General features: G+C 56.7%; 1 rRNA gene. It reads left to right on the top strand.

Features of this window, described 5'->3' with window-relative positions:
- Positions 1 to 17 precede the first annotated feature (17 nt).
- A 16S ribosomal RNA gene (locus AC5RVZ_RS32205) occupies positions 18 to 390 on the top strand; the annotation flags it as partial.

Here is a 390-nt window from a genome sequence, read left to right on the forward strand (position 1 = left end):
TCGAGTGGCATTCATTTTTTATGGAGAGTTTGATCCTGGCTCAGGATGAACGCTGGCGGCGTGCTTAACACATGCAAGTCGAACGGTGAAGCCCAGCTTGCTGGGTGGATCAGTGGCGAACGGGTGAGTAACACGTGAGCAACCTGCCCCGGACTCTGGGATAAGCGCTGGAAACGGCGTCTAATACTGGATATGAGCTGCGAAGGCATCTTCAGCGGTTGGAAAGATTTTTCGGTTCGGGATGGGCTCGCGGCCTATCAGCTTGTTGGTGAGGTAATGGCTCACCAAGGCGTCGACGGGTAGCCGGCCTGAGAGGGTGACCGGCCACACTGGGACTGAGACACGGCCCAGACTCCTACGGGAGGCAGCAGTGGGGAATATTGCACAATG

The sequence above is a fragment of the Arthrobacter sp. Cza30 genome (assembly GCF_059090765.1).